Source organism: Bacillus sp. FJAT-44742 (assembly GCF_002797315.1).
In the GTDB taxonomy this organism is placed as follows: Bacteria; Bacillota; Bacilli; order Bacillales; family Marinococcaceae; genus Thalassorhabdus; species Thalassorhabdus alkalitolerans.
The window spans coordinates 2614313-2640333 of sequence record NZ_KZ454936.1; the positions used below are offsets into that span (position 1 = coordinate 2614313).

Genomic DNA, 26021 nt, shown 5'->3' on the forward strand with positions numbered 1-26021 from the left:
ATAATACAAAAAACTCGTCCCAAGACAAGGGACGAGTTGGCCGCGGTACCACCCTTTTTGAAAGCTGAAAGTGCCTGCTTTCCACTTCGTTTAGATATCGGGAACAATCCCGTCCTCTCCCCTATCAATAAGGGCGAGGAAGCTCAAGAACGTATTTCGCAAAAAGATTTATGTACCAGCTTTCACCAGCCGCCGGCTCTCTGTAACAGGGAAATCTATGCTACTTCAATCTGTCATCACTTCAATATTTTTATGTAGATAATCCTTTTGTACCAAATCTCTAAATGATTGTCAAACTGGTTGTAAAGCCTACTTTCACTTCATGTAGGAATGTATGGTCTATGCTATAATACGATTGATGTTTTTTGGGGGGAATACAAGAATGAAAAGTTTTTTTGAGAGGTTAAATGCAAAAACCGATGAATGGAAAGACCTTCCTGTCGTCAGAGGACTGAATATAACATCTTATGTTGTCTGGAATCTTATTTTAATTCTTTTTGTCCTTTTACTTATGGGAACGTTTTTTATTGGGGGAGCAGGTGCCGGGTATTTTGTTTCCCTGGTTGAAGACGAGCCAGCTCGCTCCTTTGACGAAATGGAAGAAGAGCTCTATGACTATGAAGAAACCAGTGAAATTTATTTTGCCGACGAGGTTTACTTAGGAGAAATTAGTTCTGATTTGGAAAGGCGAGATATAGAAGTTGACGAAGTATCTGATAATCTGGTGAATGCTATCATCGCCACAGAAGATGAATATTTTTTCGAACATGATGGTATCGTACCGAAAGCAATCATGCGAGCGACTTTCCAAGAAATCACTGGAGCAGCCAATCAAACAGGAGGAAGTACGTTAACACAGCAAATCGTAAAAAACCAAATGCTTAGCAATGAAGTTTCCTTTGACCGCAAGGCGAGAGAAATAATGCTAGCGATGAGAATGGAAGAATTCTTTGAAAAGGAAGATATTCTTGAAGCATACTTAAACATCGTGCCTTTCGGCCGAAACTCTAACGGACAAAATATTGCGGGCGTACAAGCAGCTGCAGAAGGAATTTTCGGTGTAGACGCTGCTGAACTAAATATTCCACAAGCAGCTTTTATAGCAGGTCTGCCCCAAAACCCTTTTGGATATACCCCGTTTACATCAACAGGTGAAGTGAAAGACAGCTTTGATGCCGGTCTTAACCGCATGCAGACAGTCTTAAACAGAATGAAAGCCAGCGGCTATATTACAGAAGAGGAATACGAGGAAGCACAGGCTTATGACATTGAAGAAAGCCTGGCTGACCCTCGCCCGAGAACATTCGATGAATATCCTTATTTAACTAATGAAGCACAGCGCCGTGCTATCCAAATTATAAGAGAACAATTGATTGAAGAAGACGGTGTAGATATAGAAGGAATGGACGAAGAAGAACGGCAGGAAACAATATTATCCTACCATGAGGATGCTCGAGTGAAACTTGCTAACGGCGGGTATCAAGTGCATACCACTGTAAACAAGGATATTTATGATAATATGCAGGAAGCCGTGGATAATGTTGAATGGTTTGGCCCGGACAGGCAAGGAGAAGATGGTGAAGTAGAACCAGAGGAAGTCGGAGCTGTTATGATAGATAATCGCACAGGCGCTATTATTAGTTTTGTCGGAGGGCGCGATCACTCAAGAGAAAGCATGAATCATGCCACCCAAGGGTTTAGACAAAACGGTTCCACCATGAAGCCCCTTTTAGCATATGGACCAGCTATGGACCGGGGAGAACTTCAGCCTGGAACCATTGTGCCTGACGTACCCAGCACCTATAGTACTGGTGATGAGATCACAAACTTCAACAGCGATGAATACGAAGGATTTATCCCTGTTCGTGAATCACTGGTTCGTTCTCAAAATATCCCTGCTGTAAAAGCATTGCAGCGTGTAGAGCATGAAGATGCCCGGGAAGACTTGATCAATATGGGATTTACAAATCTAGACGAGAATGATCCATACGAGTCAGGCGCTATTGGTGGTTTAACCAACGGTGCAACCGTGGAGCAGAACACGGCTGCTTACAGCTTATTTGCTAACGACGGACAATATAACGATTCGTATATTATCGACCGAATTGAAACCCATGACGGCGAAGTGATATATGAGCATGAACCGGAACCTAGAGAAGTGTTTTCTGCCCAAACTGCTTATCTTATGCTGGACATTTTACGAGACGTGCTGGGCACAGAGGAAGGAACAGCCACTTCCCTTCCGGACATGTTAGACTTTGAAGGTGACTGGGCTGGAAAAACAGGAACGACAAATGAAATCCATGATGCCTGGTTTGTTGGCTTTAACCCAAATGTGACCTTTGGTGTGTGGCTGGGCTATGATATTCCTCAATCCCTTGCTGAAAGACATAACGGCAGAGGCTATAGCTGGAGAACCCAAAGGATATGGGCAGACTTCATGAACGCTGCCTATGAAGGTGATCCAGAAGCATTGGGAATAGAAGATACTTTTGAACAGCCAGATGGTGTTGTAAGTCAGGAGATTTGCGGGATATCAGGCATGCTGCCTTCCGATCTGTGTGAGGAAGCAGACCTGGTAACAGAAGATTTATTTAATGAAGAATTTCTCCCGACTGAAGAAGATGACAGTTTAAGTGAAGTAGAGTACGTAACGATTGATGGCACTCCATACCGGGCCCTTGATGATACGCCATCAGAGTTTACTGACAACGGCATTGCTGTTAAAGAAGAATATTTTGATATTGATGAAGATGAGGATATTAGTGATTATTTACCTGACAACTGGGATAACGTTATTCCGGACGTGGAAGCTCCTGATAATGGACGCACTCCTTCCTCTGTATCAAATATTTCTATCAACAGCGGAGAACTCACCTGGTCCCAGCATTCTGATAACGACATTGTAGGCTACCGCATCTACCAGGCGTCTTCAGAGAGCGGATCTTTTTCACCAGTCGGTGTTTCTAAAGGGAATACAAACACCTCGTACAATTTAGGCTCTGGTAGTAGTGCTTATTATGTCACCGCTGTAGATTCTGCGGGAAGAGAGTCCTCTTCCTCCTCTACTGCAGTTGGAGAAGGATCAGGAAGCAGCGGCTCTACAGAGGATGAGGACTCTGAAGACAACGGCTCTAATGGCAATAACGATGATGAAGGGAATAACTATTCAGAAGAAGAAACTGATAATAATAACGAAGAAGCAGACGAAACAGGCGACTCTTCAGAGTCTGAGGAAAACAATGAAGAAGAATCCAATATAAACGAAGGAGAAGGAGACACAAGCAACTCTTCAAATAATGAAGAGGATTCCTCCGCCGCTGCTGACAGCGGCCAGGAGGATAACTCATCAGAAAATCCTACAAGTGAATCCAGTGACACCAGCTCCGACAGCAGTGATGAAGAAAGCTCCTCATCAGAACCAAGCGAGGAGAATCAGAACTCCGATACAAATAGCAATGGTACGGAAGAGTCAAGTGACACCAGTTCGAACAACAATGAAGAAGAGCCCTCACCATCCGAAACGAATGGAGAAGAAGAGGCTTCTTCCGGTTCCTCTGATAACGGTGCAGAAGAGTCAGATGACACAAGTTCCAACAATGAAGAAGAAGCCTCATCCTCCGATACGAATGGAGAAGAAGAGGCTCCTTCCGATTCCTCTGATAACAGTGCAGAAGAGTCAGATGACACCAGCTCGGACAACAATGAAGAAGAAGCCTCATCCTCCGATACGAATGGAGAAGAAGAGGCTTCTTCCAATTCCGCTGATAACAGTCCAGAAGAGTCAGATGACACCAGCTCGGACAACAATGAAGAAGAAGCCTCATCCTCCGATACGAATGGAGAAGAAGAGGCTTCTTCCAATTCCGCTGATAACGGTGCAGAAGAGTCAGATGACGAAGACGCTGACAACGAGGAAAATCAAGCGGATACCAATGCTGAAGATCAGGAAAACAGTGAAGACGGATCAGAATCGGATGATGAAGACGACTAACTATATTTTTTGCAGAAAAAGTGACTGGAACAAACATGTCTCACCTAAGGAAATAAGGCTCCATTATCGTCTTTTGATAATTGGAGCCTTATTTATGGATTCAATACTGTTTGATTACCCGACTGGAGGGTGTACTTTCTCAAGTTCACCGCCATCAGGGCAAACTCTAGTTCGCTTTTCACTTTTTCCTTGCCTCCCATCGACATCCGAGGACATGCAAATTATCCTTCAGAATTCTCGTGACTGGCTCAGCTCCACGTCGATCTTACGCTTCCCGTATATCTCGCCTGTGGTTAGCCAAACCCTTGCCGGCGAGACACCGTGAAGGCGAATGAAATGAAGCTTGAACGCATGTCGCACTTGTGCCTTTTAGGTGCATAGAAGACACCGTGAAAGCAAATGAAAGGAAGCTTGAACGGACGAGCACTTGTGCCTTTTAGGTAAACATAAGTGTACCTTTGAACAATCACCCATTAGAATACTGTAATCAAAAAAAGAGCCCTCACCGATGGTGAAGGCTCTTCTCTAGCTGGGTTTTGTCCCCAGCGCTTTCCCATTAATCTTCCATTGTAGATAAATCACCTGTTGGTAAATCAAGCTCCCAAGCTTTCAATACGCGGCGCATGATCTTACCACTGCGTGTTTTAGGAAGCTTATCTCGGAATTCGATCTCCCTAGGCGCAGCATGAGCAGCCAACCCTTTTTTCACAAAGGTACGGATTTCTTCTTTTAAATCTTCTGTAACTTCATAGCCGTCTCTTAATGCTACAAATGCTTTAATAATTTCTCCCCGGACAGGATCAGGCTTACCAATAACACCAGCTTCAGCAACTGCTGGATGTTCCACCAGTTTACTTTCTACTTCAAACGGACCAACTCTCTCTCCAGCTGTCATAATGACGTCGTCAATACGACCCTGGAACCAAAAGTATCCGTCTTCATCCATGTAAGCAGAATCCCCGGAGACATACCATCCATCAATCTCAAAGTAACTATTATACTTCTCTTCATTATTCCAGATCGTTCTCATCATGGATGGCCATCCTTTTTCAATCGCAAGGTTCCCCATCCGGTTTGGCGGCAACTCATTCCCTTGGTCATCAATGATTGCAGCCTTCACACCTGGTATAGGCTTGCCCATGGATCCAGGCTTAATTGTCATGCTAGGATAGTTACAAATCATTTGAGCCCCAGTTTCAGTCATCCACCATGTATCATGAATCCGAAGGTTAAAGACTTTTTCACCCCAGCGAACTACTTCCGGATTTAATGGCTCCCCTACACTCAAGATGTGACGAAGAGAAGATAAGTCATACTCTTTCATCAGTTCATCACCTGCACTCATAAGCATACGGAATGCTGTAGGAGCACTATACCAGACTGTCACCTTGTATTTTTCTAACGTGGAATACCAATCCTGCGGGCTAAAGCGGCCTCCTCTTACTACGTTAGTAGCACCTACGAGCCAAGGTCCAAAAATACCATAGGATGTTCCTGTGACCCAGCCAGGGTCCGCTGTGCACCAGTACACGTCGTCTTCTTTAAGATCAAGAACCCATTTAGCTGTCTGGTAATGTTGAAGCATTGCATTGTGTACATGAAGTACACCTTTTGGTTTACCGGTAGATCCCGAAGTATAGTGAAGGATTAGTCCATCCTCACGATCAACCCATTCAACTTCAAATTCGCCGCTTGCCTTGTCAAGACGAGCACTATAATCTAAGTAAGGACCTTCTTCTTTTACATTATCCCCTTGGATAAATACTGTATTTAAGTTTGGAAGATCATCAACAGGAACACGTTCAAGCAAATCTGGTGTAGTAACCAGTGCTTTGGCGTCACTGTCTTCTAGTCTGTCCCGGACAGCACCTTCCATAAATGCTTCAAACAATGGGCCGACAATTGCCCCTAGCTTTATAGCACCAAGGACCGCAAAGTAAAGCTCTGGAGAACGGGGCATAAAGATGAACAAGCGATCACCTTTTGTGATACCTGCTTCCTTAAAAATGTTTGCAGCCTTATTTGTCATTTCTTTCATTTCGGAGAAAGTATACTTTTCGTCTCTATTAGCATCACTATAATATAAAGCGACCTGATCTTTTTTATCAGGAGAGTCAGCATAGCGATCGATGGCTTCATGGGCCAAGTTAACCTTTCCTGTATCACTCCAGGAGAAATTTTTCTCTGCTTCTGACCAATTAAAGTTCTTAGCCGCTTCTTCGTAACTTTCAAGATTGAATTTTCCATCCTTTGGTGGAAGCGTTTGCACGTTCATATACCATCTTCCTCTCTTTTGAAGTTCTCTCTTCATAAGTAGTATAATATATTATGAATTTTTCTTCAATTTTAAATTCAAAGATAAGTGGAATTTTGTCAAAATTGTGTATCTTGTAACCGAATTTCGGTAAAATGTAACCATAGAAAATCTAGTCATGTATAATTGTGATAGTTCACATCTTACCAATCATAAAAGGTGGTACTTCCATGATCCATAAGAAAAGATACTATTCAAATGAGGTGAATTTCCAAGATCGAACCATTTTACTTGAAGGACCGATTTCTGGAAAAAAACTTAATGAATACGAATTTCACGAAGGGTTAATAGCTTTTCGAAAGCCTGAAGAACAAAAGAAAGCACTGATTGGGATTGCCGACCTTCCTGAAGGCCGCATTAATGTAGCTGTAGACGGAAACACAGTCATAGGATATGTGACGTTTGTTTATCCAGATCCTATGGAACGCTGGTCGAATGCGAAAATGGATAATTTATTAGAATTAGGCGCCATAGAAGTGGCTGATGGCTACAGAGGAGCGAAGCTGGGCACTGGCCTGCTTGAACTGTCCATGCTTGATGATGCAATGGAAGATTATATTGTTATTACAACTGAATATTATTGGCACTGGGATTTAAAAGGCAGCGGGCTCTCAGTTTGGGAATACCGAAAAGTAATGGAAAAAATGATGAATGCCGGGGGACTTGAATGGATGGCTACAGATGACCCTGAAATCAGCTCCCATCCTGCAAACTGCCTGATGGTCAGAATCGGGAGCAGAGTTAAAACCAATGACATTCAAGAATTTGATGCTGTACGGTTTACAAACAGGTTTATGTATTAATTACTCAACCTATTATGGATCTGAAAGCGCTTTAAAGAGGTGATGACTATGTTGGTAGAAGAAATTATGAAGAAAGATGCTGTTACTCTTGGTAAAGATGCAACAATTGAAGAGGCTATGCTTCTTCTTGAAAAGCATAGAATACGTCACATTCCAATCTTAGAAGAAGATAATACGATTGCAGGAATTGTTTCCGATCGAGATGTCCGAGATGCCAGTCCTTCTATATTCCATACGAATGAACATTTAGAAGACTATCAGAAACCAGTCTCAACTATTATGAAATACCCGGTTATTACTGCTCATCCTCTTGATTTTGTGGAAGAAGTAGCATCGGTTTTGTACGAACACCAGATCAATTGCCTCCCGATTGCAGCAGAAGACGATAAATTTTTAGGGCTTATTACTGGTACTGATATTCTGCATACATTGGTTGAATTAACAGGGGCTCACCAGCCAAGCTCACAAATAGAAATTAAGGTACCAAATATATCTGGCCAACTTGCAGAAATTGCTAATATTTTAAGAGAAAACAACGTAAATGTCACCAGTGTCCTTGTATATCCACACAAGGACGTAAGCTATAAGATTATTACTGTTCGCGTACAGACAATGGACCCAAGGGGGGTTATCAAGGCTATTAAATCCAAAGGATTTGAAATATACTGGCCTATCCAACTGGAGCCTGGCTTATGATGCACGAAGCTTTGTTTGTTTACTCAGAAGATCAGCTCACGTATAAATTCAGCGAAGACCATCCCTTTAACCATGTTCGTTTAAATTTAACATTTGATTTATTAAAAGAGCTTGGTGCCATTCAGAAAAACGAAATTGTCCCCCCTAGAATGGCCACAGATGAAGAAATTGGTCTTATCCATGATAAAGGCTACATGGATGCTGTCAAAGCAGCAGGGAAAGGTGAGCTCAGTCTCGGAATAGCTAATAATTACGGAATTGGAACAGACGACACTCCTATATTTAAAAATATGCATGAGGCAGCAGCTTTACTTGTGGGAGGCACGTTAACTGCCGTTGACTTAGTTATGGAAGGTAAGTCTTTACATGCGTTAAATCTTGGCGGAGGCCTTCACCACGGATTCAGGGGAAAAGCATCGGGATTTTGTATTTATAATGACAGTTCTATAGCAATTGAATATATGCGAAAAAAATATGGGGCAAGAGTTCTTTATGTGGATACAGATGCCCATCACGGGGACGGAGTGCAATGGGCGTTTTATGAGGAATCAGATGTATGTACTCTTTCCATCCATGAAACAGGAAGATACCTTTTTCCTGGTACGGGAAGTGTGAACGAAAAAGGGCAAGGACAAGGGTTTGGTTTTTCCATTAACGTTCCCGTGGATGCGTTTACAGAAGACGAATCCTTTCTTGAAGTATATGAAACCTCTTTTCGAGAAGTCATTGAATTCTTTAAGCCTGATGTCATTCTCACCCAAAATGGAGCAGATGCTCATTACCTTGATCCTTTGACACACTTGTCATCAACTATTCGTATCTACAAAGAAATACCAAGGATCGCTCATAAGCTGGCCCATGAATACTGTGAAGGACGATGGATTGCTGTTGGAGGCGGAGGCTACGATATTTGGCGTGTTGTTCCCAGGGCCTGGTCTATGATTTGGCTTGAAATGATTAATTCCCTTCATACAGCTGAAGGATCTCTTCCTGAAGGCTGGATTCAAAAATGGAAGGAAAAATCTCCTGTCCCCCTTCCGGTCAAATGGGAAGACCCTATGAATATGTACGCACCTATCCCGAGAAAAAGCGAAATCACTGAAAAAAACCATAAAAACCTGGAGAAGGCTCTTTATCATATCCGAAACGAAAAAAAGTAGAAATACGGGACGCAGCCCTGAAAAAAATATATTTTGGGGCTGCGTTTCTTACCTTTCTGATAACATTCCTTTAATGATGCTGACTGCACGGGCTGACGCTCTCTTTGTAAATTCAGCAAAATTTATGGTAGCTTCTCCATCTGCTTTGTCACTCATTGATCTGATAATTAAGAAAGGTACCTCATTTACAACAGCTGCATGAGCTACTGCAGCTCCCTCCATTTCTACGCATTTCCCGCCAAAAGTCAAAAAAAGGTCCTCAACCTCTTTCTTGTCCGCAATAAATTGGTCCCCGCTCAGTATTTTGCCGGTATATACCTCCACGTCTGACAAATGTTTTCCAGCAGCGAGTGCTTGATTAATCAGCATTTCATCAGCTTTAAACACCGATTCCCGTGAAAACATCGGAACCTCTCCCCGGCTGAATCCTAAGGCGGTAGCATCCAGGTCATGCTGCTGGCAGGAAGATGAGATTACTATATCCTCTATATTTAATTTTGGATCTAAAGCACCAGCTACTCCAGTAAAGACAATTACGTTTACTTGAAAGTGATCGATGAGTAATTGAGCGGTCAGCGCCCCATTCACCTTTCCGACACCTGATTTGCATAATACGATATCTCTTCCGTTAAGGGTTCCTTTGTAAAACATTACATGAGCAATTTGTTGGGTTACCTCTATATTCATTTCTTTTCTAAGCTCGGCTACTTCTTCATCCATAGCTCCGATAATGCCCCAGTTCATTTTTTCACTCTCCTGCTCTTTAGTACGTGATGTTACATATTATAAACAAAAATTTTTTGAATAAAAGGCTCTGCTACAGGCCAAGGATGATGATTATAAGCCACTTGATTGTAATCAAGCAGAGACGTCTTCGAAAATCTCATATGCCAAAGACCCCACAGGGTTGTTTTCCCGAGGAAGCTAAGGGCAGACCGGAGTACCTTGAGTGCAAGGGCGTCTGTTAAAGAAATTCAACAACATTTAACAAAGCCTAACAAAAAATCCTGGACGTTTTCCCAGGACTTTTACTCTTCATATGAGGGGTCGGAGATAATGATAACCACCCGCCTGTTTTCTTGTAAGTTCTCAGGCGTATCGTTTGGTGCTACCGGCCGTGTGTCTCCATACCCGATCGCTAAAAAACGTTCATCATCCAATTCATTTTCTTGAAGAATATGACGAATAACGCTGCTGGCTCTTGCTCCGGATAACTCCCAATTTGAAGGGTACCGATAGGTTGAAATCGGACGGTTGTCCGTATGTCCTTCCACAGTTACTTCGTTAGGAAGAGAGGTTAGTAACGTACCTACTTTTTTTAGGAAAGGTGCAGCATCTTCAATAATGTCAGCTTCTCCTGTTTCAAACAACAATCTTTCCTGTAAAGTAAGAACCACTCCTCTTTCCTCTTGCCTTGCGGTAATCATTTCATCTAAGTCATTGTCTTCTAAGTATTGTTCAACCTCTTCTAACAAAGACTCCAAAGTATACCCTTCAGATTCTTCGTCTTCCACGCCTTCAATTTTTTCTTCACTTTCAGTTGCTGAGGACTCGTCAAGCTGGTCATTTAAATCAATGATAGATGACTGATGATCGAGTATATCATTTTGCTGGAAGGATTCCGCCAGACTTCTGAATTTTTGTGCATCTACTACCGACATAGAGAACAGCATCACGAAGAAAACAAGAACTAGCAAAATCATATCCGAGAAAGTAGTCATCCACCTGGGAGACCCTTTTTCCTCTTCTTCTTGTCTCCTACGCCTCATTTACAAGTTCCTCCCCTTCATTCTCGGATTCTTCCTTTTTCTTATCGTAGTGAACGAAGGCACTAAGCTTTTCCTCAAGTATTTTGGGGTTTTGGCCTGATTGAATGCCAATGATTCCTTCAATAACTATTTGTTTGGAAAAAATTTCATCCTCTGATTTCTGGGCGAGCTTGCTTGCCATAGGCAAAAAAACCAGATTAGCAAGGATTGTTCCATACAACGTAGTAATGAGTGCAAGAGCCATATTTGGCCCCAGGCTTGCCGGATCTTCCAGCTGCTGAAGCATAAGCACCAAACCGACCAGCGTACCGATCATACCCCAGGCAGGGGCATACTCCCCTGCTTTAAGAAATATAAGCCTTCCCTTTCTATGGCGCTCTTCCATAGCAATAATTTCGGCTGTCATAATATCTTTTATTACTTCGGGCTCCAGTCCATCAACAGACAGCATAACTCCCTTTCGGATAAAAGGGTCCTCCACCTCTTCAGAGCTTGCTTCCAAAGCAAGGAGACCCTCTCTTCTTGCTACTGTTGACAGATGTGTAAATGTATTTATTAAGTCTCTAAGATTCTGAGGCTCATGACGAAATACCTCTCTCATTACTTTTGGCAGCGCCTTGATATCCTGTATCGAAAAATTAATGAGTAAAGCCGCGAACAATCCACCAATCACAATCAGGAAAGCAGCTAACTGTATGAAAAAAACTACAGATCCAATTCCCGCATTTGTAAATATGGCAAATAAAATTGTTGTAATCCCCAAAAATATCCCTATCGGGGTTAAAAGATCAAGTTTTTTCATAAACTTCTCCCTGTCTGGAACACAATGATTAAAGGGTAAAATTACAACAAGTGTTCCATGAATGCTTATTTTGTAGACTGTCGATATTCGATACGATGGGGAAGAACCACAATCTGGTCGTCTACTTCTTCTTTATTCATGAATTTAGTCAGGAGTCTCATAGAAACAGCACCGATATCATACATAGGTTGCACTACAGTTGTTAACGTAGGCCTAACCATGGTTGCTAAACGAGTGTTATCAAAGCCCACTACTTCTACATCTTCAGGAACTTTTATCCCCTCATCCTGAAAACCGTGGATAACACCTAATGCCATTTCATCCGTTGCTGCAAATACAGCGGTAGGAGGGTTTTCCTGCTTATTTAATGATTTTGCTGCATCCATTCCTGCGTGATATGAATAATCTCCGACAGCTACTAATGTTTCATCAAATTCAATTTCTGCGTTTTCATGAGCTTTTCTGTATCCGCTGAATTTCTGGTAACCGTTGACTGGATCTTCTAAAGATCCTGACACCATGCCTACTCTTTGATGCCCCTTTTCAATTAAAGCAGTTACCGCATCAAAGGCCGCTTGCTGATAATCAATATTTACAGAAGGGATTTCTCCTTTTTCATCAAGAGTTGCGGCTAAAACAACTGGAACAGGAGACAGTTTGAATTGTTCCGCGTGCTCATCAGTAATTTCTCCACCCATAAATAAGATTCCATCAACTTGTTTTTCCAGAAGAGTATTAATGAGATGAATTTCTTTATCTTTATTTTGGTCGGAGTTACAAAGAATAATATTATACTTATACATCGTGGCGATATCTTCTATCCCTCTAGCTAGTTCTGCAAAAAAGATACTGGAGATGTCTGGGATAATCACGCCAACCGTTGTTGTTTTTTTACTGGCAAGCCCACGTGCCACTGCGTTAGGCCGGTAGCCAAGCCGCTCAATGGCATCTAACACTTTCTTTCTCGTTGCAGGTTTAACATTGGGATTGCCATTTACGACTCTAGATACCGTGGCCATGGATACTCCTGCTTCGTGTGCTACATCATAAATGGTTGTATTCACTAGAAATCCTCCTCTTTTTTCCTTAAAAGCACTTACTCACGTAGTGTTATCATATTATAACTTAAGGAGGTTCCGCAATTCCTTCCCCCGTTATATCGGTAATTTTTATTATTTTTACAGAGTTTTTTTCAAAAAAATCACTTTCTGCTGTTTCAATCTGTCTCTCTTTTGAAACATTCGTTATATTTTTATTTTCTCTAAGGTCTTGAGATGTTTGCTTCCGACGAAGGTAACCGAGTGTGATGAAGTGAGCTGAAAACGTCAGCCTCCCTCCTTAACGTAGAGGAATTGTCCCTTTTCCCTTGCTTTAACCTATTCCTTATCAAAAAAAGGGCGTCACCAAAAGCCAGACTTTTGGGACGCCCTTCTTACCTTTATCCTTTATATAATCCTTGTTCACGAAGGTCTTTGACAAACTTATCAAAGGTTGGAATATCCATTTGCTGAGCGGAGTCGGAAAGAGCAACCGCAGGGTCAGGATGAACCTCAGCCATAACCGCATCTGCCCCAATAGCCAGAGCTGCTTTTGCTGTTGGAAGCAATAAATCGCGGCGTCCGGTGGAGTGAGTTACATCGACTACCACAGGCAAATGAGTTTCCTGTTTAAGAATTGGTACTGCAGAAATATCTAACGTATTTCTTGTTGCTTTTTCGTATGTGCGGATTCCTCTTTCACAAAGAATAATTTGTTCATTTCCATTGGCAATGATATATTCTGCTGCTTTAATGAATTCATCAATTGTTGCAGAAAGACCTCTTTTTAAGAGAACTGGTTTATTTACATTACCCACTTCTTTTAAAAGCTCGAAGCTGTGCATGTTTCTTGCGCCAATTTGGATAACATCTACGTACTTTACAGCCATTTCTACGTGTGCTGGGCTGACTACCTCACTAATAACAACCATATCAAGCTCATCTGCTACCTGACGCAGAATTTGGTATCCTTCTTCTCCAAGCCCCTGGAAATCGTAAGGAGAAGTACGAGGTTTAAACGCACCCCCACGTAGCAATGTTAACCCTTGCTCTTTCATTGCTTTTGCTACAGCATATACTTGATCATAGCTCTCTACCGAACAAGGTCCCATAATCAAACGCTGCTGCCCGTTTCCTAATGTTTCACCTTTTAGGTCTATAATTGTATTTTCAGGATGCTTCTTTCTGGAAACAAGCAAGGCTTTTTGGTTATCATCTTCTTGAAGCTCAAGGCTTGCTTTAAATATTTGTTTAAATAAATGCTGAAGAGTCGAAGTCTCAAAAGGGCCTTCATTATTTTCAGCAATAAGATCCAACATCTTTCTTTCCCTAACCGGGTCAAAACGTTTCTGTCCAGATCTGCTTTTTACTTCCCCTATTTCTTGAGCTAGTTTTGCTCTTTCATTAATTAAATCAAGTAATTTTAAGTTAACGTCATCTAGTTGTTCCCTTAAATTGTCCAATCGTTCGTTACTCATTCTCTACTCCACTCCCTTTTTTTCTGCGGTATGCCTTTTTGGTGTTAGGGATTATTATAAACGATGAAGCGGACCATGTCATCCTTTTTTTCTTTATTAATTAAACGCTTTTAAGCGATAAAGTGTTTTATCCTTTTATGTAGCTCCTTAAACAACAAAAAACACTAAACAATGATCAGACACAGTGGGCCGCTTTTTTCTTCTGCCAGGCAGATACATCAAAAAAAACATTCCATTACTGAACAGGTAGTCACCCAGTAAGGAATGCCTTTTTATGACTCTTATGCCTCTTCCCATTTTTGATCTAACATTTGAGATGTCACTCTCCAATGGGAATCATGCCATACTACATTGTTTCTTCGAATAATCAAGGCCTGTGGAGATTCATGCTTCACATCAAAGGTTTCAGCTATATGGTCAGATAAGGGGCGTGCATCTTGAACATTGAGATAAAAAAAACGGCTTTCAGGATGGTCCTTTGTGAACGCTTCTAATTCCTTAAATGCTGCCTCACTTATAGAACACGTAACGCTATTCTTAAAGATAAGCACCTTCTCCTCGTTCGATAAGGCGTTATTAAATTCTTCGACCTCATTCAGCTTGACTAAGCTCATGCTTGTCTCTCCCTGTCTGTTAGTAACGGTTAGGTTCTTCTTTGTTTTCTTCCGTACCCTTTAAGCTTTGCTCAGCTTCTTCTTCAATGGACTGTTGAATATCTTTTACTTCGCTTTGGACAGTTTGGTCAATTTCCTCTCCAGATTCTTTCATGTCGTTTGCAAGATCCTGAGCAAGTTCTTCAGCTGTTTTTTGTGTATCCTCAGCTTCTTTTTTCAATGTTCCGGCAGCCTCTTTTACTCTTCCGTAAATCTGGTTAGACTGGTCGGTAACTGTTTGGGCAATATTGTTTGATTTTTCTTTGGCATAGCTTGCCCACTCATTTCCTTTTTGGTAAGCGTTATTTGCATAGTTACTGGTTCTTTCTTTAGCAGACTGTGCTCCATCTGTTAGATCTGTACGCAATTCCTTGCCTGCCTTTGGAGCTGTCAACAAAGCCGCGGAAGCTCCTACAATTCCACCGATTAATGTTCCAATAAGAAAATCCTTAGTATTAATTTCTGCCATGATAAGTTACCCCCTTGGTTTTGTTTCTTTCAGCTGTTTTTCTAAGTCTTTCTGCCTTTTTTTATCCTTCCATTTTGCATATAAATCGATTGCTGCATTTCCCCATTGGACAACCTTGGCTACTTCCTCAGAACGCTGCTGGGATTGTTGTGAAACGGTAGTGGAAACATCCTTGAAGGAACGATTCATAGTCTGCAAGGAATCTCCAACATCCTTTAAAGAAACAAATAAACTATTCAATGAGTCAGATTTATACTGCACATCATCAGCTATTTTATTTGTTTTTTCCATCAGATGTTCTGTTTCAGTTGTAATCCCCTTGATCTGTTTTTCAAAATTGTCTAGTGTATTAGCTACACGATCAATGGTACTATTCGCTGCTTTAAGTGTTTTTATAACATACACAACAAGCGCTGCAAAGGCAAGTGCAACAATAAGAGCACTTATGTAAACTAGTTCCATGACTGATAGCACCTCCTACTCAAACATTTACCACAATTATTACTTTTCAAAACCCAAGTTGTCTAGAAATACAGCTTCTCAAAAAGAAGGTTAAAAATCAATTCTACAATAACATTCTAAATCCTGTTAAAAGTCACAATTATTTTTTACAGTATTTAAAAGGTATCGACTTTCTTGTTATTTGGTAAAATAATCTTGTCTGCTTAGCCACAAAAGATACATTTCAGGGGGGATAAAATTATGCACGACCCACGTATTCAACAATTAGCTAAAAATCTTATCCAGCATTCTGTTCGTCTGCAAAAGGGAGAAAGGCTGCTCATTGAAAATTTCGGTCTTCAGCCTCCCCTCGTCAAATCTCTTGTAAAAGAAGCATACTCGGTTGGCGGGCAGCCTTTTGTCACGCTTAAGGACTATACAATAGACCGTGCTCTGCTCATGGAAGGAACAGAGGCACAGTATGAATTGATGGCCGATTTTGAAGCAGCAGTGATGGAAAAGATGGATGCTTATATTGGTCTTAGAGCTGGAGATAATATTGCCGAATTGTCAGATATCCCGGCTGATAAGATGTCTCTGCAAGGAAGAACGATTCAAACCAAAGTACATAGAAATATTCGGGTGCCTCAAACTAAATGGTGTGTTCTTCGCTACCCTACTTCATCTATGGCGCAGCTTGCGAACATGAGCACAGAAGGATTTGAAAATTTCTACTTTGATGTCTGTAACCTTGACTATCAGAAGATGGACCAGGCAATGGATGCACTTGTCTCGTTAATGAATGAAACAGACAATGTAAGAATTACCGGCCCAGGAACCAACCTGTCCTTTTCTATTAAAGACATTCCTGCTATTAAATGTGCTGGAGAATTTAATATTCCTGATGGAGAAGTCTTTACAGCACCAGTCAAACATTCTGTGAACGGTGTCATTACCTATAATACTCCTTCTCCTTATCAAGGTAAAACATTTGAAAATGTCACCTTTACGTTTGAGGAAGGAAAAATCACACAAGCCAGTGCTAATGATACTGCACGCCTGAATGAAATCCTTGATACAGATGAAGGGGCCCGCTATATCGGGGAGTTTGCTATCGGAGTTAACCCCTATATACAGCATCCGATGAAAGATATATTATTTGACGAAAAGATTGATGGAAGCTTTCATTTTACCCCTGGCCAATGTTACGACGAAGCTCCGAATGGCAACGACTCAGCTATCCACTGGGATATTGTTGCCATACAACGAAGCGATTACGGAGGAGGGGAGATGTATTTCGACGACAAACTCATTCGCAAAGACGGACGGTTTGTCCTTCCTGAACTGGAGCAGTTAAACCCTGAAAACTTAAAAGGATAGTCTTTTTCCGGTAATAAAGGAAATGATAAGCTTTTATAAAATAAATAAGCATTTCCTCGCTGCGTTCACCTTGCTCTTTGAAAGGGCGGATAAAGCTGAAGGCATCCCGCCTCCCGGCCCCCTAATCGTTCATAAAATAAACAAAAAAGAAGGCCGGCTATTATTTTTGAGCCTGCCTTCTTTGACGTTATAAAACTTCTTCATAAGCCTTTTGAAACTTTTGGATGTCTCCAGCTCCCATAAACAAGAGCACACCATCTTCATGCTTTTTCAGCTGATCAATTGTTTTTTCAGTAATTAGCTTGGAGTTAGGAATCTTATCCTGTAAATCTTCAATGGTGAGCTTCCCATTTTGTTCCCGAGCAGAACTGAAAATATCACACAAATACACAGAATCTGCAACCTTTAAGCTTTCAGCAAACTCATCCAAAAACCTGCTGGTCCTGGTATAAGTATGAGGTTGGAACACTGCCACTACCTCTCTCTCTGGATACTTTTGCTGGCCTGCTTCCAGTGTAGCTTTAATTTCTGTCGGATGATGGGCATAATCATCTATTAAGATTTGGTGTCCTACTTCCTTCTCTGTAAAACGCCGTTTTACTCCTGGAAAGGTTGCAAGCCTTTCTTTGAGTACTTGGGCCGGGACTTCTTCATAGTGACACAAGGCAATAACAGCCAAGGCATTTAAGACATTATGATTGCCAAACCCAGGTATCGTGAAGGTGCCAAATCTGTCTCCGCGGATGAGAACATCAAAAGTGGTCCCTTTTTCACCTGTTCTGATGTTCTCTGCATTAAAATCGTGCTTTCCTTCAATACCATAAAACACAATAGGTACATTTGCATTTAAAGCCTGCAGGTGATCATCATCTCCACAGGCGATAATCGCTTTGTTCACTTGGCGTGCCATTTCCTGGAAAGCGCTTACCACGTCATCCACATCTTCAAAATAATCAGGGTGATCAAAATCTATATTAGTCATGATAGCGTAATCCGGCTCATAATTAAGAAAGTGCCTTCTATATTCACATGCTTCAAATACAAAAAAGTTACTGTTCTCTTCACCTTTGCCTGTTCCATCACCAATAAGATAGGATGTTGGCTTATACTCTTCTAATACATGAGCAAGCAAACCTGTTGTAGATGTTTTCCCGTGAGAACCGGTAACAGCTACAGAAGTGAAATTCTTGATGAATTGACCTAAAAAAGTAGGATAAAGATGTACCGGAATGTTTAACTCCTCTGCTTTCTGTACCTCTTCATGATCACTTCCATAAGCAGGAGAGGCAATTAACGTCTGGCCTTCCTTGATGTTGTCACTGCTGAATTCATAAATTGGTATCCCTTTGTTTTCTAAGGGAACCTGCGTAAAAAAGCGTTTAGGCACATCTGAACCCTGTACGTTTTCTTTCATATCGTAAAGGATTTGAGCTAAAGCGCTCATCCCGGAGCCTTTAATCCCTATAAAGTGATAATTAGTCATAATACTGGACCTCCATCTTCAATCCTGCTCTTTAAAAGTACAGGAAAGTACACTGCTGTTGAGTAAATATCTCCTGTATGTAAGTGAACCTTTACTATTATAGCAAAAACTGAGCTCTTAACAAATGAGGGATACCCCCTGTCTTTAGTCATGGTTAATGCAAAACTGCTCTTCCTTTACCCTTATATTTCTAATTATATTCATTTAATTAAGCAATGTGATTTGTTGCATAAAAAGACCTCAGGGCTCTCTGCCCGAGAGGTCTTTCAAAGAATGAAAAGCCGGGTATGAATGAAATATACCTTACTGCTCTGAATTGGATCACTCTTTCATGTAAGCGAGGTAAGAAACTCCCCCTTCTTTCAGAAAACGCAGCCATTGGAGATTCTCATGTAACCCGTGCTGCTCTTTCATCTGTTGGATCACAAAAGCTTGTTTGGCATTTTTTATAGGAGCAGGTGGAGCAATTAATGTATCCCGAAAACCACAGCGAATATACCTGAGAAGACTGTAGTCTCCCTCCTTTAAATCGCCTAATGGAAGCCAGTCTAAGGAATAGACTGTTAACTTGATCCCAGTTACAGGATCTACTCCCTTTACAAACCCTCTTTCTCTTTCGTTGACAGTCGTTTGAAAAGGCTGGATCGCCGAAGTCATAATAAGGCCGGAAAGCTCCAACATCTTTTTGGTCATATATCCTTGGTTTTTTCGGACGTATAAATCGAACATTTTAGAACCTATGACTGTAACATAATCAAAAGCGAACCAATGTTCAAATTGAAGAAGCCAGGACGTCTCATTCAATTTATCAGGGTGCATGTCAGTCTTTTCTTTGAAAATGTGTTTGGCACGAACTTTTTCGCGCAGATTCGTATTTTTCTCGAGCCAGGAAAAATAGCTTTCATATAATTCATGTAAGGCCTGATCAGCTTCTGTTTGTTTTTGGTCCCGGTACGCTTTGAAATTTGAAACGTCCTGCTGCATATATTCCGAGACCTCCTTCATACCATTACCATCTTTAATAATCAATGAGTTCCAGTCTAGGGTTTTCTCTCAGTTCTCTTCCTGCTTTAGCCTCATGTTTTCCATTTAGTATTACATTATCACCAGTGAAGCCTATGTTTATTTTCAGCAGGCTGCTCCCTACCCCGTATATATCAATTGGAACTTCTGCGGCTTCATAGGAAGCAATCCTTTCAGCTGTAAAGCCGCCGCTCGCCATAATCCTCACATGATCATATCCCTCATTGTCTAACGCACGGCGGAGAGCAAAAATTAATTCCTGGTTAACTCCTCTAGGATCAAAGGAGCCCATTACTTCGGGATTTCGGCAAAAATACTGGTCTACCATATTATTAGAAGTATCGACTCTTACTCCTTTTAACTCCGAGCCAAATTCCCTGGCCACTTTTAAGGAATCGGTAACCACATCATTGTTATAATCAACCAGCGCAATTAAATCGTCATCAGGATACGTTTCTTTATATGCTCTTGCAGCTTCAACAAGGTCTCCGTTAAATAGTTGAATTAATGCATGAGGCATTGTGCCCATGCCTTTTTTCCCCCACCATTCATTCATCGCATGGGTTGCTTGTGCTCTCGATCCGCCGATATAAGCTGCATATCCGTCACCTGCTTGCTGGGTAAAATGATCATCCCTGTCTCCCATGAAAATAATGGGTTTCTGAATACCAGATTTACGCCCTGATTTCACGACATTATAAACATTTGTAGCAACAGAAGTCCGGCGGGCAAAAATTCCATCAATAATGCCTTCTAGAAAGCCAAAATTCTGATAAGCACCTGTAATCGTCAGGACTGTTTCATAAGGCTTAATTTTATCTCCATCTTCAAGTGAACGAATTTCAAGCTCTTCCGGGTCTTTGGCAAAAGTCTTGATTAAAGCTATTACCTCATCGGTACCGCACAATACAGCATGCTGCTTTTGAAAGAACTGCATTGTAACCTGACTGTCAGGCTTATATTTTTCCGCTATTTCACGTGTTTTCAGAAAATAAACAGCAGAAAACCAGCCTTCTCCTACTCTTTCATCAAATTTAAACGTTTTATTCGTTAAACGCTTGATTTTTCCCTCTAGCTTCAATCCAATTTCCTTCATAAGTTCCTACTCCTTAGCCTTGTCTGCATATTTCATTGGTAAAAGCCCGTGAACAACATAATGTCACGGGCTTTAAAGAAAATCTTGTAAGCTAATTTTGGACCGTGCGCTCACCTTGCTGCATAATGACAGCTTCTACAATTTCAAGTAAGTCCTTCTTTTCTAAATTCCCTAATCCATCTTGTAACACTATTGGTACATCTCGCTCTTCAACACTCAGAAGGGATATCCATTCTGGGGAGAAGAATTCTAAAAGGTCGTTCAACTGAATCTGCTCCATGAGATTGCCCCCTTTAGGAAGTATCGTCAAATGGTGTTCATTTCTATCTACACAAAAGAGCAGTTCGTGAACATTACTGATTAGATGCTGCAACAGTTAGTAGGATTATTTTGTGTTAATATCTATCATATAGAACCTTTGAGAAGAAGACAAGTTCTCTTCCTTTTTATGCTTCCTCCTGAAGAACCTTCTCTTCGATATCCTCCATAGAAAGCAGCACTCTCCTTGGCTTTGTACCCATTGCTTCCGATATAATTCCTTTTGCTTCCATCATATCAATTAACCTTGCCGCCCGGTTAAATCCAATGGAGAACTGCCTTTGCAGAAGTGATGAAGAGGCACTGCCCTGCTCTGTTACAAACTCACAGGCATCCATAAATAAATCGTCCTCTACTTCCTGGCGTTGATATTTTTTGACAAGCTCTTCTCTTTTAAGGAAATACGCAGGTTTTTGCTGACGGCGTACATGCTCTGTTACCAGGTCAATTTCTTCATCTGATACAAAGGTTCCCTGGACGCGTAACGGCTTGGAGGCTCCATTTGCGTGGAAAAGCATATCCCCCTTTCCTATTAATCTTTCAGCCCCGCTCATATCAAGAATCGTCCTTGAATCGACCTGGGAGGAAACTGAAAAGGCAACCCTGGTTGGAATATTGGCCTTAATTAATCCTGTAATGACATCCACAGAAGGTCTTTGAGTAGCTAAAAGCAGGTGCATGCCACACGCCCTTGCCTTTTGGGCAATTCGGCAAACTGCATCCTCTACATCCTGAGGCGAGACCATCATTAAGTCTGCAAGCTCATCGATGATTATGACCATATAAGGCATTTTATCTTCAGGGCGTCCTTTTTTTGTAACTTTTTCGTTGTATTTCTTTATATCCCTAACACCTTCGTGAGCCAGTTTCTCATAACGAGTGTCCATTTCCTGAACAGCCCATTTCAATCCTGCTGTTGCTTCTTTCGCGTCATTAATGACAGGAGTGACTAAATGAGGGATTTCCCTATACGAAGCAAGTTCAACCATCTTAGGATCAATAAGCATAAGCTTTACTTCTTCCGGTGAAGCCTTGAACAGAAGACTTAATAATATGGAATTTATACACACACTCTTTCCAGAACCAGTAGCTCCAGCTATTAACCCGTGGGGCATCTTCTGTAAATCAGCTACGATCGGACCCCCAGAAATATCCAGTCCCAAGGCAACTGCTAAAGGAGACTCATTTCTTATAAAAGATTCATGCCTTAATATTTCACGGAGAAACACCGGGGTGCTTTCAGGGTTAGGCACTTCTATACCGATTGCATTCTTCCCTGGTATCGGAGCTTCCATTCTGAGATCCTTTGCAGCCATTGCCATTTTTATATCGTCTGTCAGGTTGGTTACTTTGTTTACCTTTACTCCTGGAGCTGGCTGTACTTCAAATCTCGTTACAGAAGGTCCTTGTGTTACTTCTACCACCTTTGCATCAACATTAAAGTTATGAAGGGTTCTTTCCAGAAGTTCTCGCTGCTCAGCTAAAGCATTTTCACCCGAGCTCTCTTTTCTAGGCGGGATATTTAACAATTGTATACTTGGCTTTGTATATCCATTACTGCCTCTCCCGGAGTGAGAGTTCTTTTTCTTCTCTGATTTCATGCGGTCTTTTGGATACATAAGGACGTTGAAAGGAACAGATGGTTGCCCAGTCTCATTCTTCCTTTTCGCCATGTTCGTTTTTTCTCCCTTTTGTAAAGAACGAACTTCTGTTGCTGCTTTCCTGGCGGCTTGAGGAGCCGTTTCTTTCCCTGAATTACTCAGTCCGTTTTCAATGGTATCTTTCTGAGCAATCACCGGTTCGCTTTTATGAGGAGAGGGTGTTTCCACTTCAGGGAAGCTGGAAGCTTGATCAAAAGCGGTGTGCTTTTTTTCTTTTCCTTCTTCTTGTGTAGAAACCTCTCCTTCTAACTTAGAGATGGATTTCTCTTCTCCAAAATAAGAGCTTTCCACGCTCTCTTGCAGGGTCTCCTCCTCGTGAGCTTCTAAAGCTGTTTGATCTTCGGTCGTTTGCCAAGCAGAATCGTTAAACCCCTCTGCTTTTTCTGCACGTATTTGGCTTACATACTCCTTCTCTGACTCTTGGAAACTCTCTTTGTGAAAGCTTTCTTCTGGACCCTCTTCAGAATCCCTTTCAGGCGGGCGGGTTATTTTTCCTTCCTCAAGGCTCCCTACATAGTATCTTTCTACCTTTCTAGGCTCTGGGTTCGGCCTTTGAGCTCTGTGGAGCAATTCGGAGATGACTGCGACCTCTTCTATTGAAGTAGCTGCTGTATTATATACTCTTCCTGTCTTCTCTTTTTTTCTCTCAGCAAGATACCCTTCTTCTTTTTCACTTGAAATCGAAGGGGAGGGTATACTTCTTTCAGATGTTTGGTAGGACATTTTCCCCGATCTCTTTTTTAAGTAATCTTGATGGAGAGGAACCTTTTCATAGCCAAAAACCGGTGAAGGTATGCTTTGCGGCTCAAAGTTTGTTCCGGAAAACAACGATTTGTTCTGGGCACTGTCATTTTCTTCTTTCCTTTGTACCTGCTCCGTTTTTTTTATTTCCCCTATTTCATCATTCTTCTTTTTGATATTCCTTTTCTGAAAAACCTCTTTATCTGCAGGATTGCGAAATATATTGGTAGAGTTGGCATCTGCTCCCTTACTATTTGAAATTTTCCTGTCCTTAATAGGGGAAGGACTGTTATTCGTCTTTTGGGTAACTGGCTTTCGATTCCGGGGCGGATGGGTATCATCAACGTTCAATGGAAAACGGAAATTCCCTTTTTCAGGATACTGGTGAAGCATTTTTGCTCCTACTTCACCTTCAGAATGAACCCTTCCATAGGATCGTTCGGGCTTTTGTTCCTGCTTTGAAGAGGGAAAAGTGCTCTCCTCTTCTCCGAAAAAAAACTTCTGCATTTTTTTCATCATTTCTTGAAAGCTAAAAGGCACGTCTTTCATCACCCGTTTCTTTTTCTATAGTTATTGTTAATCATATTCTTTTTTAACCTATTCCTTCTCCCTCACCAGCACTGACAGAGGTACTCTTATTTTAACGAAGGACAAAAAAAACCACTAGCCCCTGCCAATGGTTTTTTTGAAAACTCATACATAAGTCGTATCTTCACTTAACCGTGATACTGCTCTAGAAAATCCTCTCCAACTTTAAAGCGATCATCCAGAACCAATATCCCCTTCTCGCGTGGTGCATCCGGAAGAACCAATTCTTTGGCAGAACAGATCATTCCAGTTGATTCCACGCCTCTTAACTTTGCAGCTTTAATGTTCATTCCCGTTGGCATAGAGGCTCCAACCATTGCAACAGGTACCTTTTGGCCTTCTTCAATGTTTGGTGCTCCGCACACAATCTGAAGTGTTTCTTCTCCAACGTCTACCTGGCAGACACTTAACTTATCAGCGTCAGGGTGTTTACTTTTTTCCTTCACATAACCTACTACAAAGTTTGATTCCTTTGGAGCTTCTATTGTTTCCTCAAATTCGTTGTGTTCCAGTGCTTTATTTATCGCTTCAAGCAATTCATCAGTAAGAGGAAGCATTCCCGTACCATTAATGGATTTGATGTTAGAAATGTTAAATATATTAAAGCCCACTGTTTGACCGTTTCTTTTGTCAAATAAACGTGCTACATCTCCCTTACGCTCTACTAAACGTTCTTCCTTAGGGATTTCTTTTAGTGAAACAAGGAGCACGTCTCCTATTCCTGTGCCATTGTAAAAAATATTCATCTTCAAAAACTCCTTTTTATGCCGTATATTCAGTTATTAAGCCAAGGTATATTGTAACACATACTTACAGCTCATTTCCTACTCCTTAGGCTTCTTGCGGGCAAGGATGAAGATTGGCTCTAAACGACCTTTCTCATAAAGAAAAGGAAGTGCTGTAATAGGAACCCGGCCTTCTCCAAAAAACTTAAAGGCCATCTGTCCAAGAACATCATACCCTTGTTCATTTTGAATGTCAGCCACAATCAGAACATCCTGGTGAGGGACTGCTAAAGCCAAATCACCTTCTGCGTCTCTCTCTAGCTTTTCTAAAAGCGCCTCATTCAGGATCTTGCTTGCATCATATCCATCATTAGAATTAATAAAATAAAAACGATTTCCCGCTACCTGGTCTTCTTTAATGTTGTAGGATAAGGCACGCAGGTTAAATTGTGCTGTTTCTTTGATTTCCTCAAAGCTCATTCCTTCCCGCTCCAATGTTCCCTTGTCAAGCATCGTATAAGCTTCCCCCATGTCAAGAGCATAGTAAATTCTCGTTTCTGCTGTATGCTCTTCATTTAAAAGCGGGTGTCCGTCTTTTGTTTCTATAGGAAAGGAAGTGGAACGAATCACTGGATATATATAGGATTCTTTCCCTTTTAACGTAATTCTTTTGTTCATTGCTTCAAAGGAAGTGGTAATGTAATAGACAATTTCATCTATTGCTTTTTCCTGCTTGTTTTCGTATTTTGCTAAAAGTTTGTTTAAGTCAAGGTCTACCCCTTTTTTAAGGGGGAGATATTCTACCCGGAGCACACTTTGCTCCTTATCAAAGCTGATCGACTTATCTTTTCCTCCCAGTCTTTTCTCTAAAACCTCTTTTAAATCATTTATGTCTTTAATACTCAATCATCTCACCTCAATTGTCCGGATCCGTCTATCGGTTTATTTTAACATGTGTAAATTCCATTCCCAACTATTGTGGCCCCGGCCTGTATCCAGTATGCCAGCAGCCGGCTCACAAGAAGATTTGGCCATTGAGAAAGACTCTCCCAAAATCGGCTGCCGGAAAGCACGGAGAGTCTTTTTGTTAAAGCTTTTCTATTGTATCTTTTATAAATTCAATAATTTGCTCTTCTGTTTTTCTTTTTTTATCTACAAAACGATGAACTTCTTTCCCACGATGGAAAGCAATAAAACTAGGGATACCATACACATCATATTCCTGGCAGATTTCTATTAATTCATCGCGATCGGCATGGTAAAAAGTAAAATCACGATATTTCTCTTCTATGCCTGGTAAGACAGGTTCGGACACCAATCAGCAGAAAACAGAACAATTACTTTTTCTCCTTGTATCGCTTTTTCAAAATCACTTTCTGTAAGTAAAGCT

22 protein-coding genes, 1 pseudogene and 1 other annotated feature are annotated in these 26021 nt (G+C 41.3%); of the genes and pseudogenes, 5 read left to right on the forward strand and 18 right to left on the reverse strand.

Annotation, left to right across the window (positions count from 1 at the left end; translation table 11 throughout):
* Positions 1-24: 24 nt before the first annotated feature.
* Positions 25-246: a binding site (T-box leader), on the reverse strand.
* Between the two features lie 136 nt (positions 247-382).
* Positions 383-3994: a transglycosylase domain-containing protein gene (locus tag CEF17_RS13000; RefSeq protein WP_100399896.1), complete on the forward strand. Its 3612-nt coding sequence runs from the start codon at positions 383-385 to the stop codon at positions 3992-3994.
* Positions 3995-4086: 92 nt separating this feature from the next.
* Here the strand turns inward: CEF17_RS13000 and CEF17_RS21060 are convergent.
* Together CEF17_RS21060 and acsA are read right to left on the reverse strand one after the other, a co-directional pair.
* A pseudogene (locus CEF17_RS21060) lies at positions 4087-4285 on the reverse strand (IS5/IS1182 family transposase); the annotation flags it as partial.
* 265 nt (positions 4286-4550) lie between these two features.
* Positions 4551-6269, reverse strand: coding sequence for an acetate--CoA ligase (gene acsA, locus CEF17_RS13005; protein WP_100399897.1), 1719 nt, complete (start codon positions 6267-6269; stop codon positions 4551-4553).
* A 209-nt stretch (positions 6270-6478) separates the two neighbouring features.
* Here acsA and CEF17_RS13010 point away from each other — a divergent pair, with 209 nt between their 5' ends.
* Genes CEF17_RS13010 through CEF17_RS13020 form a run of 3 tightly spaced genes read left to right on the forward strand, consistent with a single transcriptional unit; the run spans position 6479 to position 8967 of the window.
* Positions 6479-7111: a GNAT family N-acetyltransferase gene (locus tag CEF17_RS13010; RefSeq protein ID WP_100399898.1), complete on the forward strand. Its 633-nt coding sequence runs from the start codon at positions 6479-6481 to the stop codon at positions 7109-7111.
* 48 nt (positions 7112-7159) lie between these two features.
* Complete coding sequence (locus tag CEF17_RS13015) at positions 7160-7807, forward strand: acetoin utilization AcuB family protein (RefSeq protein ID WP_100399899.1); 648 nt, start codon at positions 7160-7162, stop codon at positions 7805-7807.
* A complete protein-coding gene (locus tag CEF17_RS13020; protein WP_100399900.1) occupies positions 7804-8967 on the forward strand; it encodes an acetoin utilization protein AcuC in 1164 nt (387 codons plus the stop codon). The genes CEF17_RS13015 and CEF17_RS13020 overlap by 4 nt, the downstream gene beginning before the upstream one ends.
* A gap of 48 nt (positions 8968-9015) precedes the next feature.
* On the opposite strand, the gene CEF17_RS13025 is transcribed toward CEF17_RS13020, so the two are convergent.
* The 8 genes from CEF17_RS13025 to CEF17_RS13060 all read right to left on the reverse strand — a co-directional run bounded on the left by CEF17_RS13025 (position 9016) and on the right by CEF17_RS13060 (position 15637).
* Positions 9016-9711, reverse strand: coding sequence for a 5'-methylthioadenosine/adenosylhomocysteine nucleosidase (locus CEF17_RS13025; protein ID WP_100399901.1), 696 nt, complete (start codon positions 9709-9711; stop codon positions 9016-9018).
* Positions 9712-9995: 284 nt separating this feature from the next.
* On the reverse strand, positions 9996-10736 hold the full coding sequence (motS, locus tag CEF17_RS13030; RefSeq protein ID WP_100399902.1) for a flagellar motor protein MotS: 741 nt from the start codon (positions 10734-10736) through the stop codon (positions 9996-9998).
* Entirely contained in the window at positions 10726-11538 is an 813-nt protein-coding gene (motP, locus tag CEF17_RS13035; RefSeq protein WP_100399903.1) for a flagellar motor protein MotP, read from the reverse strand. Before motP ends, motS begins: the two co-directional genes overlap by 11 nt.
* Before the next feature lie 65 nt (positions 11539-11603).
* A complete protein-coding gene (ccpA, locus tag CEF17_RS13040; RefSeq protein WP_100399904.1) occupies positions 11604-12602 on the reverse strand; it encodes a catabolite control protein A in 999 nt (332 codons plus the stop codon).
* Between the two features lie 374 nt (positions 12603-12976).
* A complete protein-coding gene (locus CEF17_RS13045; protein ID WP_054637654.1) occupies positions 12977-14053 on the reverse strand; it encodes a bifunctional 3-deoxy-7-phosphoheptulonate synthase/chorismate mutase in 1077 nt (358 codons plus the stop codon).
* Between the two features lie 281 nt (positions 14054-14334).
* Positions 14335-14667 carry a bacillithiol system redox-active protein YtxJ gene (gene ytxJ / locus CEF17_RS13050; RefSeq protein WP_100399905.1) on the reverse strand — a complete coding sequence of 111 codons (333 nt, stop codon included), beginning with the start codon at positions 14665-14667 and terminating at the stop codon, positions 14335-14337.
* Between the two features lie 19 nt (positions 14668-14686).
* The gene (locus CEF17_RS13055; RefSeq protein ID WP_054637656.1) at positions 14687-15175 is read right to left on the reverse strand and encodes a YtxH domain-containing protein; all 489 of its coding nucleotides are present in this window, start codon (positions 15173-15175) and stop codon (positions 14687-14689) included.
* A 6-nt stretch (positions 15176-15181) separates the two neighbouring features.
* Complete coding sequence (locus CEF17_RS13060; protein ID WP_100399906.1) at positions 15182-15637, reverse strand: DUF948 domain-containing protein; 456 nt, start codon at positions 15635-15637, stop codon at positions 15182-15184.
* A gap of 240 nt (positions 15638-15877) precedes the next feature.
* Here CEF17_RS13060 and CEF17_RS13065 point away from each other — a divergent pair, with 240 nt between their 5' ends.
* Positions 15878-16996 (forward strand): aminopeptidase, encoded by a 1119-nt coding sequence (locus CEF17_RS13065; protein WP_100399907.1) that lies wholly within the window; start codon positions 15878-15880, stop codon positions 16994-16996.
* A gap of 187 nt (positions 16997-17183) precedes the next feature.
* Here the strand turns inward: CEF17_RS13065 and murC are convergent, their stop codons facing one another.
* The 8 genes from murC to CEF17_RS13105 form a co-directional block, all read right to left on the reverse strand.
* Positions 17184-18479 (reverse strand): UDP-N-acetylmuramate--L-alanine ligase, encoded by a 1296-nt coding sequence (gene murC, locus CEF17_RS13070; RefSeq protein WP_100399908.1) that lies wholly within the window; start codon positions 18477-18479, stop codon positions 17184-17186.
* Positions 18480-18800: 321 nt separating this feature from the next.
* Positions 18801-19484 carry a hypothetical protein gene (locus CEF17_RS13075; protein ID WP_198508969.1) on the reverse strand — a complete coding sequence of 228 codons (684 nt, stop codon included), beginning with the start codon at positions 19482-19484 and terminating at the stop codon, positions 18801-18803.
* Between the two features lie 13 nt (positions 19485-19497).
* Positions 19498-20598, reverse strand: coding sequence for a nicotinate phosphoribosyltransferase (locus CEF17_RS13080; RefSeq protein WP_100399910.1), 1101 nt, complete (start codon positions 20596-20598; stop codon positions 19498-19500).
* 91 nt (positions 20599-20689) lie between these two features.
* Entirely contained in the window at positions 20690-20878 is a 189-nt protein-coding gene (locus CEF17_RS13085; RefSeq protein ID WP_054637661.1) for a hypothetical protein, read from the reverse strand.
* A gap of 166 nt (positions 20879-21044) precedes the next feature.
* Positions 21045-23867 (reverse strand): DNA translocase FtsK, encoded by a 2823-nt coding sequence (locus CEF17_RS13090; RefSeq protein ID WP_232725505.1) that lies wholly within the window; start codon positions 23865-23867, stop codon positions 21045-21047.
* Positions 23868-24034: 167 nt separating this feature from the next.
* Positions 24035-24652: a YtpR family tRNA-binding protein gene (ytpR, locus tag CEF17_RS13095; protein WP_100399911.1), complete on the reverse strand. Its 618-nt coding sequence runs from the start codon at positions 24650-24652 to the stop codon at positions 24035-24037.
* A 78-nt stretch (positions 24653-24730) separates the two neighbouring features.
* A complete protein-coding gene (locus tag CEF17_RS13100; RefSeq protein ID WP_100400911.1) occupies positions 24731-25531 on the reverse strand; it encodes a DUF1444 family protein in 801 nt (266 codons plus the stop codon).
* 187 nt (positions 25532-25718) lie between these two features.
* Complete coding sequence (locus CEF17_RS13105) at positions 25719-25946, reverse strand: thioredoxin family protein (RefSeq protein WP_332835302.1); 228 nt, start codon at positions 25944-25946, stop codon at positions 25719-25721.
* Positions 25947-26021 lie beyond the last annotated feature (75 nt).